Source organism: Microbacterium pseudoresistens, from assembly GCF_013409745.1.
GTDB lineage: Bacteria > Actinomycetota > Actinomycetes > Actinomycetales > Microbacteriaceae > Microbacterium > Microbacterium pseudoresistens.
The window spans coordinates 659661-677418 of record NZ_JACCBH010000001.1; the positions used below are offsets into that span (position 1 = coordinate 659661).

Annotated in this window: 16 protein-coding genes; 4 read left to right on the forward strand and 12 right to left on the reverse strand. The window is 67.3% G+C overall.

Annotated elements, in window-relative coordinates; genetic code table 11:
- Window positions 1-47: 47 nt before the first annotated feature.
- Together BKA02_RS03195 and BKA02_RS03200 are read left to right on the forward strand one after the other, a co-directional pair.
- The gene (locus BKA02_RS03195) at window positions 48-1151 is read left to right on the forward strand and encodes a MerR family transcriptional regulator (protein WP_179431243.1); all 1104 of its coding nucleotides are present in this window, start codon (window positions 48-50) and stop codon (window positions 1149-1151) included.
- On the forward strand, window positions 1148-2386 hold the full coding sequence (locus BKA02_RS03200) for an MFS transporter (RefSeq protein ID WP_179431245.1): 1239 nt from the start codon (window positions 1148-1150) through the stop codon (window positions 2384-2386). The genes BKA02_RS03195 and BKA02_RS03200 overlap by 4 nt, the downstream gene beginning before the upstream one ends.
- 51 nt (window positions 2387-2437) lie before the next feature.
- Here the strand turns inward: BKA02_RS03200 and BKA02_RS03205 are convergent, their stop codons facing one another.
- The 6 genes from BKA02_RS03205 to BKA02_RS03230 form a co-directional block, all read right to left on the reverse strand.
- On the reverse strand, window positions 2438-3226 hold the full coding sequence (locus BKA02_RS03205; protein WP_179431247.1) for a hypothetical protein: 789 nt from the start codon (window positions 3224-3226) through the stop codon (window positions 2438-2440).
- A 53-nt stretch (window positions 3227-3279) separates the two neighbouring features.
- Window positions 3280-4200, reverse strand: a complete 921-nt coding sequence (locus BKA02_RS03210; protein WP_179431249.1) for a hypothetical protein — start codon at window positions 4198-4200, stop codon at window positions 3280-3282.
- Window positions 4201-4283: 83 nt separating this feature from the next.
- Entirely contained in the window at window positions 4284-5126 is an 843-nt protein-coding gene (locus BKA02_RS03215; RefSeq protein WP_179431251.1) for a hypothetical protein, read from the reverse strand.
- 50 nt (window positions 5127-5176) lie between these two features.
- Window positions 5177-6205, reverse strand: a complete 1029-nt coding sequence (locus BKA02_RS03220) for an AAA family ATPase (RefSeq protein ID WP_179431253.1) — start codon at window positions 6203-6205, stop codon at window positions 5177-5179.
- A complete protein-coding gene (locus tag BKA02_RS03225) occupies window positions 6202-7710 on the reverse strand; it encodes a DDE-type integrase/transposase/recombinase (protein WP_179431255.1) in 1509 nt (502 codons plus the stop codon). Before BKA02_RS03225 ends, BKA02_RS03220 begins: the two co-directional genes overlap by 4 nt.
- 494 nt (window positions 7711-8204) lie before the next feature.
- Window positions 8205-8942, reverse strand: coding sequence for a TnsA-like heteromeric transposase endonuclease subunit (locus BKA02_RS03230; RefSeq protein WP_179431257.1), 738 nt, complete (start codon window positions 8940-8942; stop codon window positions 8205-8207).
- Window positions 8943-9395: 453 nt separating this feature from the next.
- Here BKA02_RS03230 and BKA02_RS03235 point away from each other — a divergent pair, with 453 nt between their 5' ends.
- Both BKA02_RS03235 and BKA02_RS03240 read left to right on the forward strand, forming a co-directional pair.
- Window positions 9396-9845 (forward strand): MarR family winged helix-turn-helix transcriptional regulator, encoded by a 450-nt coding sequence (locus BKA02_RS03235; protein WP_179431259.1) that lies wholly within the window; start codon window positions 9396-9398, stop codon window positions 9843-9845.
- Between the two features lie 100 nt (window positions 9846-9945).
- Window positions 9946-11568 carry an SPFH domain-containing protein gene (locus BKA02_RS03240; protein WP_179431261.1) on the forward strand — a complete coding sequence of 541 codons (1623 nt, stop codon included), beginning with the start codon at window positions 9946-9948 and terminating at the stop codon, window positions 11566-11568.
- Window positions 11569-11596: 28 nt separating this feature from the next.
- Here the strand turns inward: BKA02_RS03240 and BKA02_RS03245 are convergent, their stop codons facing one another.
- The 6 genes from BKA02_RS03245 to BKA02_RS03270 all read right to left on the reverse strand — a co-directional run bounded on the left by BKA02_RS03245 (window position 11597) and on the right by BKA02_RS03270 (window position 17751).
- Entirely contained in the window at window positions 11597-12331 is a 735-nt protein-coding gene (locus BKA02_RS03245; RefSeq protein ID WP_179431263.1) for an ABC transporter permease, read from the reverse strand.
- On the reverse strand, window positions 12328-13122 hold the full coding sequence (locus BKA02_RS03250) for an ABC transporter ATP-binding protein (RefSeq protein WP_179431265.1): 795 nt from the start codon (window positions 13120-13122) through the stop codon (window positions 12328-12330). Before BKA02_RS03250 ends, BKA02_RS03245 begins: the two co-directional genes overlap by 4 nt.
- A gap of 59 nt (window positions 13123-13181) precedes the next feature.
- Entirely contained in the window at window positions 13182-13769 is a 588-nt protein-coding gene (locus BKA02_RS03255; protein WP_179431267.1) for a TetR/AcrR family transcriptional regulator, read from the reverse strand.
- A gap of 74 nt (window positions 13770-13843) precedes the next feature.
- Entirely contained in the window at window positions 13844-15355 is a 1512-nt protein-coding gene (locus BKA02_RS03260) for an L-serine ammonia-lyase, iron-sulfur-dependent, subunit alpha (RefSeq protein ID WP_179431269.1), read from the reverse strand.
- Between the two features lie 25 nt (window positions 15356-15380).
- A complete protein-coding gene (locus BKA02_RS03265; protein ID WP_179435163.1) occupies window positions 15381-15722 on the reverse strand; it encodes a DUF2200 domain-containing protein in 342 nt (113 codons plus the stop codon).
- 298 nt (window positions 15723-16020) lie between these two features.
- Complete coding sequence (locus BKA02_RS03270; RefSeq protein WP_179431271.1) at window positions 16021-17751, reverse strand: L-aspartate oxidase; 1731 nt, start codon at window positions 17749-17751, stop codon at window positions 16021-16023.
- Window positions 17752-17758 lie beyond the last annotated feature (7 nt).

The following is a 17758-nucleotide window of genomic DNA, read 5'->3' on the forward strand; positions in this document are numbered from 1 at the left end:
CGGCTGACACTTGACCTTCAGCCTGGGTGAATGTTGATGATGTTGTCATGGCACCATCGAGTGTTTCGCAGCACGACACCGTGTACAGCCCAGCTCGATCACCGAGGTTGACGATCGGGCCGTTCGCTCGAGCCGTCGGACTGAGCGCGAGTGCTCTGCGGGGGTACAACGATGCTGGCCTGCTCGTGCCCGCCGAGATCGAGGAACGATCGGGGTATCGCTTCTACGCGCCCGATCAGCAGCAGCGCGCGATCTGGATCCGCCGACTGCGAGACGCGGGACTCGGGCTGAGCCGCATCAACGCGATTCTTGACGCTGACTTCGACGATGCCCAGCTTCTTCTTGAGAGTTGGCTTGCAGACGTTGAAGAGCGGTACTCGGCGGCGGCGGAGTTGGTGACGGATCTGAAGCTGAGCCTGCGAGGACGGGTTGAAGCAAATCCGGTGCAGCGGACGGTGGCGCGGTTCGATGGTGCTGTTCTGGCGACGGCGATCGAGCAAGTGACGGCAGCCAGCGGTGACGACGAGTTCCACGGGGTGCTGCTGGACGCCGGGCTGGATGACGTCGCAGTCGTCGCGACCGATCGCTACCGTCTGCTTGCGCGTGTGGCCGTGTCGACAAACATCGAGGGCCCGCCAGCGAGAGTGACGCTCGCCCCCAATCCCGTGACGACATGGCTGCGCTCTCGTCCTCAAGTCGAGCTCATCGTTGAGGCCCCGATCGGTAGAGACGGCTACTCGACCGTGCGCGCATGGTTTCGTGATCGAGCTGACGACGTGTTCGAAATCGAGTGCCTGCCGGATCGGTTGCCTAGCGTCCGAGATCTTGTGCGGGCTGGAAGCGGGGCCATGACGAGGGCGGCGTTTCGCCGCCAGGAGGTCCTGCACCTTGCGCGATCGTCAACGGAGACTGTGTCCTTCCTCGCATGCGAGGACGAAGCTCACCTCAGCTCCGGAACGATCTCGATCGATGGCAGCGCAGACGGTCGAGCGGCGAGGTTTGAGCTGTCCGCCACGACGCTCCGCCGAATCACGGAGGCGGCTGTCGGCCCAACGATCAGCTGCGATGTTCGCGAACCCGGTCATGCCGTCATCTGGCGTGCGGCGAGCCAACCCGATTTCGTCGCACTCACTATGCCGCGATTCGCATGAGTCGCGAGCGGATGCCGGGTGCTTTCAATGCCTGGGTCATCGCGACGGTCGGGTCTGATCTCGGTGCCGGCATCCTCGCGTTCGCGCTTGCCTGGATTGCGTCCGGCTATGGGCCCGCCGCGGCATCCGTCGTGCTCACCGCGACCGTCGCGCCGTCCGTCGTCTTCGGGCTGATCGGGGGTGCGGCGGCTGACAGGTTCGGGCCCCGCCGTGTGATGGTCGTCTGCACCACCGGGCTCATGATGGTCAGCGCGATCCTCGCGGTCGTCGTGACCTTCGGCGGCATAACGCCCACCGTGCTCATGGTCGCCGCCGCGACGATCGGCACCATTTCGGCATTCCACAGGCCCGCGGTCGGAGTGTTCCCACGGCTATTCGTCAGCGACCGCGCGTTGGGAACCGCGATGGCCCGAGTCGGCATGGCGAGCCAGATCGCCGGCACGGTTGCCCCTCCCCTCGGCGGCATGCTCATCGGCTTGCTCGCACTGAACGGCGTCGCGTGGATCGACGTCGCCGGATGCCTGGGAATGGTCGTGGCGTTGCTCGTCATCCATCCACCACTCGAGTTCAGCCCTGCGCCCGAGGCGATGACTTTTCGCGGCATCATCGACGGAGTCGTCACCGCCCGCCACACCGGAGGCATACCTGCGCTCCTCCTCAGCGTGGGCATCGTGGCGGGCGCAGTGATCCCATCACTGATCCTCGGCATTCCGCTCGCTGCTCGCGAACGCGGATGGTCCGCGGCCGAAGCAGGTCTCATCGAGGCCGGCTGGATTGCCGGCGGATTGGTGGCCGGCGCCTGGTTCTCGTGGAGAGGGACAGCGACGCGAACCTGGCGGCCGATGGCCGCCGGTCCCGTGGTCGTGGCCGGTGGCCTCGTCGGGCTTGCGCTCTCGCCGACCTGGGGGTGGGCGCTCGTGAGTACGAGCATCATCGGCATGGGCGTCGTGATCTTCACCGCACACGTGTTCCCCACCTATGTCCTGTTCGCGCCAGCAGCGATGCTCTCGCGCTTCCAAAGCCTGTTGATCTTGGTGCAACGAGCACCTCAACTTGTGATCAATCCGCTCCTCGGAGTCTTCATCGGCATCGCCGCCACAGGACCTGTATTGATCGCCGCCGCAGCGGTTGCCATCTCGGCCGCCGTCGTAGTTGTCTCCAACACGACGCTGCGCGCATTCAACTCGACGCCTGACGTAGCCGGCTCATCGGGTGACGGGAACACGATCGACTGACCCGAGCACGCGCCAGATGGCCACACATGAGGCGATAAGACTCCCCCGCCATCACGCCCGCTCGGCAAGCCGCATGTGCTCCTCACAAAGCGTCACGACCCAGAGCCTGACCACGTACTGATTCGCGGGGGCGCCGCACTCCTCGCACGTCTCGATGCTGCGCCACTCGGCGTCGCTGATCGCCTCTTTGAATGCTTCGTTGTAGTCATAGGGATCTTCGGATGGCGCGGCGTGGAATCTCAGTGCCCCGAACTTCGATTTGATCTGCTTCACGACGTAGTCGGGAACGAGCGCCGATAGCGTCCGATCGAGTTCGACGAGCAGCGGGTACCATCCGACCGACACCTGCAGGATCGGCGGCCAGTCCGGCGCGAATCGTTCGATGAGAGGCTGCAGCTCAGGCGGATAATCCTCAGACACGAGCGCTTCCCTTCCCTCGGTGGATGTCTTATCGATACCAGCCACACCCGACATCCGGCCGCTCGCCTGGGCCTTCGAGCGGCGATTCTTGTCGTGTCGCTGACGTTGGCGAGAGCGTCTGCGGAACTCGCGCCCGACGCGGAGGCTCCGCGTCACGCCCTTATCGAAGCCGATCATGTCGCGTCTTCGCCATTCGATCATCACGTGACCGCGGAATCCGGAGATCGCCAGGCGCCGCTCGTCCGGCCCCAGCTCTGGCGGGAAGGGTCCGGGCAGCCCCGAGGTATCGGGCAGGAGGGACGCGAAGACTTCGGAGAAAGTCGGCCCTGCGCCGGTGCGCCGTCTCGTCTGCGCGATGAAGATCGCCGCCGCGAGTGCCCACTCATCCGCGGTTGCGTCGCCGGTGAGTTCCTCGAACACGTACGCCCACTCAGCGGGCGGGGTCGCCTCGATGCCCCGCCACCAGATCGGGCTCACCACGTCACCCTGTCTGCCCAGCCGGGGACGAGGCGCCGGGACACGACCCGGGACGGCGGGGCGCCACGCACTGCGCGGTCTTCGGCCTCGATGCGGCGGCCCGAACGCGTGACGTGTCTAAGAAGGGCCGCCTTCTCGCGATACGACGCCTCGGCGAGGCCTTTCTCGAACGGGGCGCGCCTGATTGTCGCCCTGTCGGAGTAGGGCATGCGGATCGCGGTGTCCATCGCCGCACGGTGCTTGCGCACCACACGGGCCGCGGTTGCTTCCAACTCGGGAGTCCGCGCCCCCTTCCCTGCACCGACAGTGAGACCGATGAGCCCTTCAACCTGTCGCCGCTCGCTCTCGGCCGGCGTCACCAGGCTGAGCACGACCTCGGGGCGCGTAAGAGTCACCAAGAGGTCAATAACCACCCCGTAGATGGGCAGAAGCTGGCTTCCCTCTGTCGCAGGGCGTTCACGCAGACTGTCGAGAATGAGCTGTGACGCCAGTGCGAACTCACCGGTGTGCATCGTCACCCCGCGGCTCCAAAGATGCCCGGCAAGTGCCTGCTCGGCGCGGAGGAGCACATCGTCGGAAGGCACCAGTTGGTCGTCGCCCGCGAGATGCCAACGACGATGGCGGACACAGAACCCTCCTCCCCTGCTGAACACGTCGGTCGTGACACCGTTGCTGCATGCCAGGCACGCTGCTCGCGCGCGGTCGACGACGTCGCATGTCGCGCAGCGCCGCAACTGCCAACCTGTGTGATGACACCGTCGATACAGGCGGAACCGTGCTCGCTGCGTCTCGAAGTGCCCGAGGCGGAGTCCTCCCAAGGACTCGATCGGAGCGATGAGTCGCGGATTCGTCGGTCTCATCGACTTCGCATTGAGTTCCCGCCACAGGTGATGCATGAGCGCACCGGCATCGAGCACGTTCGCTTCAGCGAGCCTGCCGAGGAACCCTGCTGGTGTCTCGCCGGGAAGCGGTGGCACTTGGCACGGAAGAACTCGCAGAGTCACCTGGCGGCCACTTCGACGCGATGGTGGAGCATGTGCGCGCGAATCGTCTTGGCTCTCGGCAGGATCCGCCTTGCGGCAGGAGTCAGCGCGCAGCCACCGCGCACGGGGACGGCGGATGCACCGACCCAGAGCTCACGCCCTTGGATCTTCAGCCCCTCGAGTAGCTGTTCCGCGGCACGATGCCCGAGGGCATGCGCGGCGACCAGCCTGTCGAACACCATCGCCAAGGCGTGGGCGCCAAGAACGTGCGACATCAGGACGCGGGCGAATCGCGGATCGGTAAGGAGACCTGTCAGCGTGATGCGGGACGGGAACAGGCGGAACTCATCATCCGGGTCGTCAATGACGTCGTCTCGCTCAGGGGCGTTCAGATGCAGCAGTTCCGCAGCTGCACTGACTTCGGGTGATCGGTACGGCACACCTCTAAGAGCGAGAGACCCGTTCAGCTGGCGCTGCGCCGCCAGGTGCCTGGGATCGGCGACGACAGGAGCACCGCTCGGCAGCCAGACCCGATGGCGAACACAGACGGGTCCGTGTATCCGGGTCACCGTGACCTGATCACCAGCTGCGCATCGCCCACAAAGTGTGACCGGCGCGGGGATCCTCCTGCAACTCGGACACTCGACTTGGCGTGTTGCACCGCCGTGGCCGCAGACGACACCACCGGAATCGCGTACCAGAGTTCCCTCAGTGAGTCCGCCCAGAGCTTCGATGTACCCGAGCGCGCTTCTCGGCGTCACCAGGATCGGGAGCATTCGATCGATGTGCCGCAGGGCGAGCCAGAGGTCCTTCTGGCTGATCGCGTTGGCCGCACACAGGCGCGACCAGTAGCTCGTCACGGTTTCGTCTGGGTAGAGACGAACCGAGATCGGAAGCGTGGGGAGCACTGTCATCGTGCGATCACGCGTTTCCGTGACTGTCGCGGTGTCTCCGGGCGCAACGCCGCCGCAGTCTGACGGCGACGAAGATCATGCTCGAACACCTTCAGATCGAGTGTCTCGGTCCCGTCCTCGATCGCTCTGAGCGCGGCGAACTGCAGGAGGTCTTTGAGCAGGCCGATCTCTCCGCCTGTCAGCGCATGAAGTGTCACGGCTGCCGACAGGATCGATCCCGGTCGCTGATCTGCGAGACATAGGGAGTTCTCCATGGCAAGAAGCAGGTCGCCCCATCGAGCCTTCTCCTCGGTGCTGTCCAGGGGGAAGGGCACGGCGACGTGCACTTCGAATCTCTTCCCGATCTGACCCCCGCGCTGTCCATCGAGGAGACCGGTTCCCTCCACAGCGATCCCGGCGTACACGAAAGTGCCGCCGCACCGCTCCGACAGTTGCTTGAGCATGTCCGACGCCTCGATGTTCTGCCGGTACTTGAGGTCGAGGTGATGCACATCATCGATCAGGACAAGCTCCGTGGAACACCTGCGCAAGGCATTCGCGACCACCTCCAACAGATCTCCGTACGTCATCCGATGGAGGACGGGGAGCCCCAAAAAGCGAGCGAACTCGTGCATCAGCGCCTTCGCCGAGCACTGCGCCGGCACAGCAACGTACACGACAGGGATCTTGCCCCGCCCGGCAGCCGGATGACCGACCTCTCGCCGTCTTCGCTCGTGCGCTTTGCCGATCTCGACCAGAGACGTGGTCTTGCCCTGACCAGGCTCCCCCGACAAGATCAGGCCCAGCTTCCCGACCCGCCGGTACGCGTTGAGCATGACGCGATCGCGCACAGCACGCTGAAAGGCCTCGAACTGCGGTGTCCGCACGAATGCGCCTGCCTGCGAATACTGGGCGCGGCCCTGGTTGTACAGCGCCCGGTCGCCGAAACTCATGGTGCGGAGTTCCTGCAACGTGATCGGCGCGGGCCTCTCGTGCACGGTGTTGACGTGGTCCCGCCACCCCTCCTTGGTCGTGATCTCGATCATTCGTCGATCCTCCGCCGCACCTCGTCGAACGCCTCGCCAATGAGTGGGAAGCCACCGGTGTTGGGCCATTCACCGCTCGAAGCGGACTCGACCGACGACTCGCTCGAGTCCGCGGATTGGTCCTCGGCCTCGATGCTCTTCACGCTCGTGAGGTTCATCGGGTCGTCGGCGATCGCTGTCGTTCGAGCACGCTGTCGATTGCTCCGTATCTGCTTGGTGTTGCGAGGTGCCGGATTCCCCCGTCCGGCGAATGCCTTGATCGCCATCGCAAGCTCGCGACGTTCCGCGTCGAGCCCCTCGGGTCGGTTGGCGTACTCGGTGCGGGCGTACCGCCAGACATCTCCGAGCATCGGGAGTTCATGAACTTGATTTGACCACCGCAGAGGGATGAATTCGCCGTCCCGTTCGAGCCAGACGACGTGCAGGTTGTAGGGGTCCACGCGGATCGGCCAGCGGCCGTTTCTCACCTTGTCGTTGGACTTGCGCCGCCACATGCCCTTGAGTCGCTCCGAGTTGTAGACGCGATGATCGATGATCACCCCGTATCGGTTGAGCACGCGATAGTGCACGGGCAGCAGCGCGATGTAGTCGTCTCGCGTCAGTGGGACGTGGAGCTCCGGCACGTACGCACGGAACGCGCGACACATCTCATTCGGCGACAACTTGATCCGCGGATGCAGCGGGTCTCGCAGCCCATCGTGCGGACGGTTCTGCCACTCGACGGCTATCCAATCCTCGATCAGTTCCTGCGCCTGAGCAATCGTCAGCAGCGCGCTCGAATCGGCGTCTGTGTCACGTCCTCGATGCTCGACGCTTCGCCCCACGTATCCCTTGGCGTGCTGTAACAGCATCGAGTTGATGGCCCCGAACGCTCGCTCAACGTGCGGCTTGTCCGTCGGAGTGTGTGGTGCCGAAGTGATCAGCGAGATCTTCAGCGCTTCGCATGCCGCCCGGAAATGCCGTGACAGGTAATTGCGTCCGCGGTCGGTCGTGATCGCGTCGGGAAACACGTACGGCTGCGCGAGACGCAATCTCTCGAATCGTTCCTGCTCGACCAGCTGATTGTCAGCCCACGCCGTCGAGATCAACCGTCGAGTCTCACGAACACCCTCCATGCGCCGGCCGTAGGGCACCAGCGCACGCGCGAGAACGGCCACCAGGTCCACGCTCTTCGTCCCCTCCGGGCGCAACATCGCGGCGAGGATCGAGCGGGTCGCCACGTCCAGGAGAATCGTCAGTTCGGGCCGGCCGATCGTCTTTTCATCGATCCGCAACATGACATCGATTCGAGTGGAGTCCATCTCGACCAGCTCGCCCGGACGCAGAGCGGTGCGCGTGCCGAACGTGCCGTCCGGCTGCAATGCCAGCGATTCACGGGTCTTGGCCGATCCGAAGGTGAACTGCCCGTGCTCATCCGCTTCAAGAAGTCGGTAGAACGTCGCCCGGCTCGGCAGTTTCACCGCATCACCATGAAGACGCTTGATGCGCCTCGTGATCTGCTCCATCGCCGTCGTCCGGCTCACGGTCGATGCGCGGCTCCTTCCTCCGAGCTCGTGGTTGATCGCCTCGATCAGACGCGGATCCCACGTGCTCTTGCGCGGGGACCGTCTGCGCTCCGTTGCCGTTCCCTGCTCTCGGAACGCTTTGAGGCGACGCTCGACGGCGCGTGTGGAGACGGGCTTGCCGACTCGCCCCTCCAGCCACGCGCGCTCCGTTTCGACAGCCTTCCCGACTCCGACCTCGTCGCGGGACGCCTCGATACGTATGCACGACTGCAGCCACGGATCCATGCCAGGCTCGATGTCCTCCACCTGCAGCGACAGCTGAAGCAGGCCGGAGGTGTCGGTCGGCACCGGTGTCGCATCACGTCCAAGCTCGTCGACAGCGACCTCAACCTCACCCCCGTCCTCATCTCGAAGCGTTGCTGAATCCTTCTCGATGATCACAACCATGTACTTGCGCTGACGCCACATAAGCGACCCGCCAACGACAACGCGCATCACGCGCTCCTTTCACACACCATCGTCTTGGCACTGAGGGGTTGATCGAGATCTGCTTCCAGTGCCCCTGACCACAGGTGCGCGTAGCAACGCGCGTACCCCTCGGAACCGACCCCGAGCACCGCGGCAACCGCGGCCAGCGGCAACCCTCCACCGGGCAGTTTCGGGAGGCCCTCGTCGCCGGCGCTCTCCCGGAACGGGGCAAGGAATCGCAGGTTCGCTTCACGCATCGGAGATGCGGCGTCGTAGACGACGTAACGCCAGCCGCGTTCCGCGGCGAACACGGCTGTCATGTCGAACTGCGCTCTGACTTCGTCATCGATGCGAGCCGCGGGTTTGACATCCATCAGCACTGCCTGACCATCGTCGAGACGCACGAAGTAGTCGGGGTAATGTTCGCGCACGCCGTCGGAGGTGATCCAGCGAATCCACATCGGCTGGCTCGCGACCGCGAGCACACCTGGTGTGCGGTCCAACTCGATGAGGCAGCCCCGCTCAGTCAAGGACTCGAAGCCGACGGACGCGCCGAGCGCTCCCATCCAGTGATATCCGTCGTAATGCCGCTTGAGCCGCCAGCTGGGGAAGGTTCGGACAGCTTCGCCTCGCTCGAACGGGATCTCATCGCAATCGACCGCATCAACTTCGAGATGTACGCCATCGAGGCGGTACTCAACCCGTGTCCGCGTCGCCCCCACCATGGGAGCGAGAGGAGCAGGCCACTGCAGCGTCAGGTCCATAGGGATCCAATCGACATCGACGGATACGTCCTATTCGGCAGTCAGCCTCTCTCCTGAGGAGCGGTACTGGCCTATGTCCCGAGCCCTGACAAAGATCACCCGACCGGGGATCAACTCACGGGCAGAGTACGTCCGGCGCCGAACGAACCCCGTCGACACGCCGTCGCTTCCGACAGGCTTCGTGAGATTCCGACACTTCCGTGAGACGCTCCGACACCTTTCGTGAGACTCCGACACTTTTCGTGAGATCGGACAGTCGGCCCCGCGCCCATCTCGGACTTTCCGTGACCAAACCGTTGCATTCGTTACCTCGCCGTTATACAGTGATCGCACGGTGAATGTTTTGCTGTGGCATCCACCGCATGTGATTGCAGGACACTCTTGGTGCAAGGGACAGAGCCGGTCGGAAGCCTCTCCGACCGGCTCTCACCATGTCGGGGATAATCTGAGGTCATGAGCGATCGGAAGCTGGCCGTCGAGGCGTGGGAGAACCTCTTCCGCGCTCAGCACGAGTTGTTCGTCGAGATGTCGAGCGACTTCGACGGCGCCGGCCTCAGCCTCGCCGAGTACGACGTGCTGCTCACCGTCACCCGCTGCGCCAAGCACACCGCGCGGCTGCGCGAGGTGACGGCGCGGATGCTCATCAGCCAGCCCAGCGTGTCTCGGCTCGTCGATCGCATGGTCGCCCGCGGACTCATCTCCAAAGATCCCGATCCGCGGGACGGCCGCGGCTCGCTCATCCACGCCACCCCGGAGGGCGTGCGCGCCTTCCACCGCCTCGCCGCCGTGCACGCCACGACCATCGCCGGACGGATGTCGGCGCTCAGCCCCGACGAGCAGCGCACGCTGCGCGACCTCACGCGCAAGCTGCGCGGTGCCGGTTCGGCGGCCGAGACCGAGTAGCCGCTCCCCCGCGGATGCCCCGCCCCGCCGACGGGCGGATCTGGCAGACTCGATCGGGATGCTCCGCGACACGCGCGGAGACACGGGGGAAGAGGTACCCATGGAAGCGGCCGCACTCATCGGCACTCTGGTCATCATCGGGATCGCGGTCGTCGCGGTCGTCATCATCCTGCTGATCATCCTGTTGTTCGCCCGCAGCTGGATCAAGGTCGCCCGCGCCGACGAGGCACTGGTCATCTCGGGGCGCAAGCAGAAGGTGCAACGCACCGTCGAGACCATCGGCGCCGACGGCTCGATCGCCTCGCAACCCGAGATCATCGACTCGCCCGTGACGGTCATCGTCAACGGGAAGTCGCTCGTCAACCCCATCACCCAGCGCCACGAGATCATCTCACTGCGCTCGCGCCAGGTGTCGCTGAACGCCGAGGCGCAGTCGCTGGACAGTGTGACCCTGAACGTCGACGGCGTCGCGATCGTGAAGATCGGCTCCGAGCCGCTCTACGTGCGCCGCGCCGCCGAGCGCTTCGCCTCGCAAGACAAAGCGATCGAGCAGTTCACCACCGAGCAGCTCGAGGGTGCGCTGCGAGGCATCGTCGCCACCCTGTCGGTGGTCGAGCTCATGCGCGAGCGCAAGAAGTTCTCCGACCAGATCGCCGCCGACGTCTCTCAGGAGCTCGCCGAGCAGGGCCTCATTCTCGACTCGTTCCAGATCAAGGGCATCACGGACGCCGTGGGCTACATCCAGTCGCTGGGCGCCCCTGAGATCCAGTCGAAGCGCCAGGCCGCCGAGATCGCGCAGACCAACGCCGACCGTGCGATCAACCAGAAGATCATCGCGAACCAGGAGTCGAACCTCGTCGAGCAGACGGCGCTCGACACGAACACCGCGAACGCCGCCGCCGGCGTCGGCCGTGCCCGCGCCGAGGCAGAGCAGGCCGAGCACCTCGCTCGCGCCAAGGCCGAGCAGGGCGTGCTGCAGCAGCAGGCCGAGAACAAGCAGGCCCAGCTGGATGCCGACGTCAAGCGCGTCGCCGACGCCCAGCGCTATGAGGCCGAGACCCGTGCACAGGCCGAGCTGTACACCCGCGAGCGCGCGGCCGAGGCCGCCGCGATCGAGCAGGTGAAGCAGGCCGAGGCGCGCACCCGCATCGCCGAGCAGCAGGCCGAGGCAGACAAGGCCCGCGCCGCCGGTGAGGCCGCCGCCGCCGAGGCAAAGGCGAGCGGTGACGCCAACGCCCTGCGCGCGCAGGCCGACGCCGAGGCGGAAGCGCGTCGCCTGCGCGCGAACGCCGAGGCCGAGGCGATCCGCGCCGAGGGCGAGGCGCGCGCCGCGGCCGTCGAGGCCGAGGCCAAGGCCATCGCCTCGAACCAGGAGGCGTTCCTCTCGCAGCGCGTCGTCGACGTGCTGCCGGCCCTCATGGCCGAGTTCGCCAAGGGGTACTCGGCCATCGGCAACGTGTCGATCATCGGCGGTTCCGACGACGGCGCGTCCGGGGTCGTCGGCGGCGACAACGCCAAGGCGATGAAGTCGGTGTTCGACAGCGTGAGCGCCGCGACGGGTCTGGATCTCGCCGCCATCATCCAGGGTCAGGCCGTGGGCCGCGGCATCGGCGAGGCCATGGCCAAGACGGATGCCGGTGCCCCCTCCGCACAGGAGCCGTCGGTCCGCACGCCCGCACCGACGGCTCCGGCCGCAGACGACTCCGAACCTCCCGCCGAGTGACCCGGGCCGCCGAGAAAGCCGACGGGCGTCACACGGTGCGACGGCGGAGGGTGAGCGGGGCGAGCACGAGGAAGGCGACGGCGAATGCGGCCACCGCGAGCACCGGGCCCCACACATCCCACCCCTCGGCGCCCGCGGCGACCGCCTGGATCGCATCGATCGCGTGGCTCAGCGGCAGCCAGTCGGAGATGGCGTAGAGCACATCGGGCATCTGATCGCGCGGCATGAACAGCCCGCCGAGGATCATCTGCGGGAACACGAGCAGCGGCATGAACTGCACGGCCTGGAACTCCGTCTGCGCGAAGGCGCTGGCCAGCAGCCCCAGGGCTGTGCCGAGCAGGGCGTCGACGACGGCGACGAGGCCCAGCTGCCAGAGCGGCCCGTCGACCTCGAGGCCGCAGACGAAGACGGCGAACGCGACGGTGATGATCGCCTGCAGGATCGCCATGATGCCGAACGCGAGCGCGTATCCGAGGATGAAGTCGGCCTTGCCCAGCGGCGTGGTCATGAGCCGCTCCAGCGTGCCGGACCGGCGCTCGCGCAGCGTGGTGATCGAGGTGAGCAGGAACATGAGGATGAAGGGGAACAGGGCGAGAATCGCACCGCCGACCCGGTCGAACACGCCCTCCTGATCGGCGAACAGCCAGGCGAACAGGCCCACGAGCAGGCTCGGCGCGACGAGCATCAGCGCGATCGAGCGCGGGTCGTGGCGCAGCTGGTTGAGCACGCGCCCCGCGGTGGCGAAGATGCGCCGCGCGTTCATGATGCTCGTCCCGCCCGGGCACGTCGTTCTCGACGCGATTGCGGGTGAGCGTCGGATGCGCTCTCAGACTGGTCGGCGAGATCGCGGTCGATGAGGGCGAGGAACGCCGCCTCGGCATCCGCCTCTCCCGTATCGGCGAGCAGGTCGGCCGGAGTGGTGTCGGCGATCACGCGGCCGGCGCGCATGAGCAGCAGGCGATCGCAGCGCGAGGCCTCATCCATCACGTGGCTGGAGACGAGCAGCGTCGCCCCTCCCTCGGCGATGCGGCGGAACAGCTCCCACAGCTCCACGCGCAGCACCGGGTCGAGACCGACGGTCGGTTCGTCGAGCACGATGAGCTCGGGCTCGCCCAGCAGCGCCGCCGCGAGCGACACCCGGCCACGCTGGCCGCCGCTGAGGTCGTCGACGCTCTGGCGAGCCTGCGCCGAGAGCCCGACCTCGTCGATCACCCGATCCGCATCGCCGCGCGGGGCGCCGAGGATCGCAGCGAAATACTGCAGGTTCTCGCGCACGGTGAGATCGTCGTACACGGCCGCGCCCTGGGTGCCGTAGGCGACCCGTCGGCGCAGGGATGCGGATCCCGCCGATTGGCCGAGCACGGTGACCGTGCCGGAGCGCACCCGCTGCACGCCGACGATGGAGCGCATGAGCGTGGTCTTGCCGCATCCCGACGGACCCAGCAGACCGGTGACGGCACCGGCCCGGATCCCGACGTCGAGCCCGTCGAACACGGGCGTGCGCCCGCGCCGCACGTGCAGGCCCGCCACCTCGACTGCGAGATTATTCATCATGTGATGAATTATGGATCTGCGGCAGGCCAGGGTCAAGGGCATCCGTTGCGCGGATCGCCTCAGTCGAACAGGTAGCGCTGGACGGTCGGGCCGATCCGGGCGACGAGCTCATCGATGCTGGCCTCGGCGATCGCGGGAGCCCGCACGACGTATCGGGCGACGATCATCCCCACCACCTGCGAGGCGACGAGCGATGCCCGCAGCTCGGCATCCGTGGCGTCGAGCTCCTGCGCGATCCGGGGCAGCAGCTCGCGGGTGAGGAAGGCGGTGGCCAGCGGCGCCGCGAGCTTTCCGCCCACGACGGTGCGGATGATCATCACGCCGCGCTTGCGCACCTCGGGCCGCTCGAATGCCTCCAGCACGAAGCGCACGATGCGCTCTCCCGCCTCATCGCGCGGCCCGTGCAGGATGCGCGGCACCTCCACATCGGGGCGCACCGGAAACCCGACGGCCTCGGCGAACAGGTCGCCCTTCGTGCCGAAGTAGTGGTGCACGAGCGCGGAGTCGACCTCGGCGCGCGCAGCGATCGCCCGTATCGTCGCGGCGTCGTAGCCGTGCTCCCCGAACTCGTCGACGGCGGCGGCGAGGATGCGCTCCCGCGTGCGGGTCTCGCCGCGCGGTCGCCCCCTGCCCCGGATGCTCGCCATGCCGTCAGCCTAGACGCGCGCCCCATTTCAGCACCCGTCCCTCCGCCCGGATGTGGGGCCATGAGCGCAGTGGCTCAGCACTCGATGACGTTCACCGCGAGCCCGCCCTCGCTGGTCTCCTTGTACTTCGTCGACATGTCAAGGCCCGTCTGACGCATGGTCTCGACCACGGCATCCAGCGACACGTAGTGGCTGCCGTCGCCGCGCAGTGCGAGGCGCGTCGCGGTGACGGCAGTGGCGGCGGCGATCGCGTTGCGCTCGATGCACGGGATCTGCACGAGCCCGCCGATCGGGTCGCAGGTGAGGCCGAGGTGGTGCTCCATCGCGATCTCGGCGGCGTTCTCGATCTGGCGGTTGGTGCCGCCCATGACGGCGGTGAGGCCGCCTGCGGCCATGGCGCACGCCGAGCCCACCTCGGCCTGACAACCGCCCTCAGCGCCCGAGATCGAGGCGTTGGCCTTGAAGAGCGAGCCGAGCGCGGTGGCCGTGAGCAGGAAGCGGCGGATGCCACGGCGGCGATTCGCCTCGGCGCGCGCCCCGTCGTCGAGCGTGTGCTCGGCGGCATCCACATCGACCTCGTCGATCGTGACCGAATCGCCGAAGCCGAGCAGTGCACTGCCGACGAGCTCGCCATGCGGCGTCACCGCGTTGCCGATGCCGAGCCCGGAATCGGCGAGGAAGCGCCACCAGTACATCGCGACGGCGGGGAGGATTCCTGCCGCGCCATTCGTCGGTGCCGTGACGACCCGACCGCCCGCGGCGTTCTCCTCGTTCACAGCGAGCGCGAAGGCGCCCAGCCACTCGCCGGGCAGTTCGCGGTGCCCCTCGGCCTCTGCCTCTTCGAGCTGCTCGCGGATCGCCGCCGCGCGCCGCTTGACCTTGAGGATGCCCGGCAGCGTGCCGTCGGAGTGCAGGCCCGCGTCGACGCAGGCGGCCATCGCATCCCAGATGGCATCGAGCCCCGCCGCCACGCGCTCCTCCGGCCGGATCGCGGTCTCGTTGCGGCGGGCGAGCTCGGCGATCGTGAGGCCGTTCTCATCGCACAGTGCGAGCAGGGTCTCGGCGTCGTCATAGGCGAAGGGGAACTCGTGCCCGCCGATCTGGGTCTCCTCGCCGTCGCGGCGGATGAACCCCCCGCCCACGGAGTAGTAGGTCTCCTCGGCGACGAGCGACCCCTCGGCGTCTCGCGCACGCAGCGTCATGGCGTTCGGATGCCCGGGCAGGCGCGTGCGCGGCTCGAAGGTGATGTCGCCCTTCGTGAAGGCGATCGGGTGCGTGCCGTCGAGGTCGAGGCGCGCCCCCTCCGGCCAGTTGCTCCAGGCGGCGCGCACGTCGTGGGGATCGCAGGTCTCGGGGGCGAGACCGCGCAGGCCGGCGACGACGGCATCCGGAGTGCCGTGGCCGAGGCCAGTGGCGCCGAGCGAGCCGTAGAGTGCGCAGGTGACGCCGGTGACGCGGTCGAGCACCCCGTCTGCGGCGAGCCGCGCGGCGAACTCGCCGCCCGCGCGCATCGGGCCGACGGTGTGCGAGCTGGAGGGTCCGACTCCGATGGAGAACAGGTCGAAGGCCGAGACGTACGCAGTCACCCGACCAGGCTACGCCCCGATGCGACTACGCGCGGAGGACCTTCTCCATCGCCTTGCCACGGGCGAGCTCGTCGACGAGTTTGTCCAGGTAGCGGATGCGCTGGGTGAGAGGATCGTCGATGTCCTCCACGCGCACCCCGCAGACCACGCCGGTGATGAGCGAGGCCTTGGGGTTCAGCGACGCCTCGGCGAAGAAGTCACGGAACGACGTGCCCTCATCCAGCCGCTGCTGCAGCGCCTCGTCGTCGAAACCGGTGAGCCAGCGGATCACCTCATCGAGCTCGGCCCGAGTGCGCCCCTTGTGCTCGACCTTCTCCACGTACAGCGAGTAGACGCGCGCCACGCTCATGTCGAAGACCTTGTCCATGCGCGACACGTGGCTCCTTCCGTCGACCACTCTGGGGTTTCTGCGGCCCAGCCTACGCCCCAGGGTACGGATGGCTGAAAGGCTCAGACTCCACAGGTACAGATGGCTGACAGTCATCGGGAGCACCGAGTACGGACGGCTGAGTGAACGGGCGATCTGGGGGCGACAGGCGGTGGATCAGGCACGACTCCCGCCCCGGCTCAGCCGTTCGAACCTCGGGCGGAGGGTGGGTCTCAGCCATCTGTCCCGCGCACGAGGACGACGCTCAGCCATCTGTACCCGAACCGGGAGCGCAGCGTCACTCCACGAGCTTGCCGGCAGTGGAGACCTCGCGCATGAGGGCGGAGATCTCGTCCGGAACGGGCGGGATCTCCTCCCGCGTCACGCCGTCGGTCGGCGACCACACGAGGTTCACCTGCAGCGCCGGATCGGTCTCGGGGTAGTCGCTGCGGTTGTGGCAGCCGCGGGTCTCGCGCCGCTCGCGTGCGGTCTCCAGCGTGGCGCGAGCCGCCACCGCGGACCCCTTCAGGTCGAAGGCGTGTGCGAGGTCCTGAAACCCGGCGATGTCGGGATGGATGCCGACGTCGGCCATCCGCTCCTCGATCGCTTTCAGCCGCTCGAGGCCCGCACGCAGCCCCTCCTCGGAGCGCACGACGCCGGCGTGCGCGGTCATCGTGTCGCGGATCGCACGCTGCAGGGCGCGCACGTTCTCGCGTCCGTCGGCTACGAGAAGGTCGTCGATCTCGGCGCGGGCGACGGCGACAGCCTCGGCCGAACGGCGCTGCGCATCCAGCCCGCGCGCGTGCTCGATCGCGGCCCGCCCCACGATCCGTCCGTACACGAGCAGCTCGATGAGCGAGTTGCCGCCGAGCCGGTTCGCCCCGTGCAGTCCGCTGGAGGCCTCACCGATGGCGTAGAGCCCGCCGATACCGGTGCCGTGATCCTCCGACCGCACCCAGACCCCGCCCATCGAGTAGTGCGCGGTGGGTGCGATCTCGATCGGCTCGACCGTGATGTCGCGCATCTGCAGTTCGAGCATCGTCTGATACACGCGCGGCAGCCGGGTCATGATCGTCTCGCGCGGCAGATGCGAGACGTCGAGCCACACGCCGCCCTTCTCGGTGCCCCGCCCCTCTGCGATCTCGGTGTACGCGGCAAGCGCCACGCGGTCGCGGGTGGACAACTCCATCCTCTCGGCGTCGTAGCGCTGCATGAATCGCTCCCCTTCGGCGTTGAGCAGGACGCCGCCCTCGCCGCGCGCGGCCTCGGAGATGAGCGTGCCGGCGGCGTTCTCCGGCTCGATGATGCCCGAGGGGTGGAACTGCACGAGTTCCGGATCGCGCAGCCGCGCGCCCGCGTCGACCGCGAGCCGGAACGCATCGCCGGTGTTCTCGTCGCGGCGCGACGACGTGCGGCGCCAGATTCGGGTGTGCCCTCCCGCAGCGAGGATCACCGCATCGGCGTGGATGAGGTAGCGCGTGCCGTCTTCCTGGTCGAAGCCGTAGGCGCCGAAGACGACGCCGTCATCGACGAGGATGCGGGTGATGTAGACCCCGTCGAGGATCGGCACGTCGAGCTGTTCGGCGCGGCGCACCAGCGTGCGCTGGATCTCCAGCCCCGTGTAGTCGCCGGCGAACGCGGTGCGCCGGAATGTGTGTGCGCCGAAGAAGCGCTGCGAGATGCGGCCGTCGTCTTCGCGGGCGAAGTCCATCCCCCAGCGCTCGAGGTCGGCGATGCCCCGTTCGGCGCCGCGCGTGACCACCTCCACCGTGTGCGGATTGGCGAGCAGGTAGCTCTCGATGATGGTGTCGGCGGCGTGCTGCTGCCAGCTGTCTTCGGGATCCATGGTTCCCAGCGCCGCGTTGATGCCGCCCGCGGCGAGCGCCGTGTGCGCGTCGTGGCGGGGCCGCTTGCCGACGGCGAGCACATCGACGCCGCGTTCCGCGACCTCGATCGCGGCGCGCAGGCCCGAGCCGCCGGTACCGATCACGAGGACGGTGGTGGAGATCTGTCGTTCGGGGGTGGTCATGGCATCC